This is a genomic window from Verrucosispora sp. SN26_14.1, from assembly GCF_004307965.1.
Classification (GTDB): domain Bacteria; phylum Actinomycetota; class Actinomycetes; order Mycobacteriales; family Micromonosporaceae; genus Micromonospora.
The window spans coordinates 1-1,691 of record NZ_SISL01000748.1; the positions used below are offsets into that span (position 1 = coordinate 1).

General features: G+C 72.9%; 2 protein-coding genes. One reads left to right on the plus strand and one right to left on the minus strand.

Annotated features, from left to right (window positions below; translation table 11 throughout):
• Positions 1-6 precede the first annotated feature (6 nt).
• Entirely contained in the window at positions 7-768 is a 762-nt protein-coding gene (locus EYA84_RS31570; protein WP_131057824.1) for an HAD family hydrolase, read from the minus strand.
• An 86-nt stretch (positions 769-854) separates the two neighbouring features.
• On the opposite strand from EYA84_RS31570, the gene EYA84_RS31575 reads away from it, so the two are divergent.
• A partial coding sequence (locus EYA84_RS31575) for a DEAD/DEAH box helicase (RefSeq protein WP_131057825.1) occupies positions 855-1,691 on the plus strand: 837 nt, incomplete at its 3' end.

Below are 1,691 nucleotides of genomic sequence, written 5' to 3' on the forward strand. Positions count from 1 at the left end.
ACTGGGTTAGGGGTGGGGGAGGAGGTCGAGGACGGAACCTAGGCCGTTGGGGCGGCCGGGGTCGGCGGGAGGCAGGACCAGCACGGCGCAACCGGCGGCCACGGCACCGGCGTCGGCGGGAGTGTCGCCGACCATCAGTGACTCCTCCGGGTCGACGCCGAGCATCCCGCAGGCGCGCCAGAAGATCGCCGGGTCGGGCTTGCAGCGGCCCACCTCGTAGGAGAGGACGAACGCGTCGACCAGGTCGGCGAGGCCCCAGGCGTCGAAGATGGGCCGCAGGTCGAAGCCGATGTTGCTGACCACGCCCACCTTTACGCCGGCCGCGCGCAGCCCGGCGAGCGTCGGGGCGGTGTCCGGGTACGGTACCCAGCCCTCCGGCACCAGCACGCGCTCGTAGAGGGCGTCGGCGAACCCGTCGATCCCCGCGTCGACCGTCTCGGCCAGCCCGGTGTACGCGCCCCGGTGGGCGTGCTCGTAGAGGTCACGGTCGGCCCAGAGTTCGGCCAGTCGGGGCGGCACCCGACCCGGCAGTGGTCCCCCGGCCCGGCCGGCGGTGAGCAGCCGGTCGGCCAGCGCGGTGGCGCGAATGCGGTCCAGCGTCACGCCGCACGCCGCCGCGGCGGCCAGCACCCACTCCCGGGGCTCCTCGACCTGGGCGAGGGTGCCGTGGAAGTCGAGCAGCACCGCCCGTACGGGCCGGCGGGACGGCCTGCGACGGGTGTCGTCGACACCGGGGAGGGCGTCGGTCGGTTCGGGATGATCCGGCACGACGTGCACCCTACCGACCCACCCGGACCGCCCTGCCGGACGGCCTTGCCGGGTGGCCGTCGGTGGCACGCACTAATCTTGGTGACATGTCGAGCCCCGCCGAGCGGTACGCCGCGGCACGCCGCCGGGCCGCCCAGGCCTCACAGTTCCCGGCCCTGGAAGAGTTCACCGCCGATCTCGGGTTCGACCTCGACGATTTCCAGCGCGAGTCGTGTCAGGCCCTGGAGCGGGGCAGCGGGGTGCTGGTCTGCGCCCCGACCGGGGCCGGCAAGACCGTGGTCGGCGAGTTCGCCGTACACCTGGCGTTGCGGGGTGCCCCCGGGCAGCCGGCGCCGGCCGACGGCGCCCGCCGCAAGTGCTTCTACACGACGCCGATCAAGGCGCTGTCCAACCAGAAGTACCACGACCTGGTCGACCGCTACGGCGCCGAGCAGGTGGGGCTGCTCACCGGCGACAACGCCATCAACGGCGACGCGCCCGTGGTGGTGATGACCACCGAGGTGCTGCGCAACATGCTCTACGCCGGGTCGAGCACCCTCCAGGGCCTCGCGTACGTGGTGATGGACGAGGTCCACTACCTGGCCGACCGGTTCCGGGGCGGGGTGTGGGAGGAGGTCATCATCCACCTGCCCGCCTCGGTCACGCTGGTGTCGCTGTCGGCGACGGTGTCCAACGCCGAGGAGTTCGCCGACTGGCTGATCACCGTTCGCGGCGAGACCACGGTGGTGGTCAGCGAGCACCGTCCGGTGCCGTTGTGGCAGCACATGCTGGTCGGCAAGCGGATGTTCGACCTGTTCCACGACGCCGACGCCGCCCGCAAGCACGACGTGCACCCGGAGCTGCTGCGCTACACCCGGGACACGGTGCGCCGCCTCGACCTGGGCGAGGGACGGTCCGCCGGGCCGGGTGCCGGGCGGTACGGT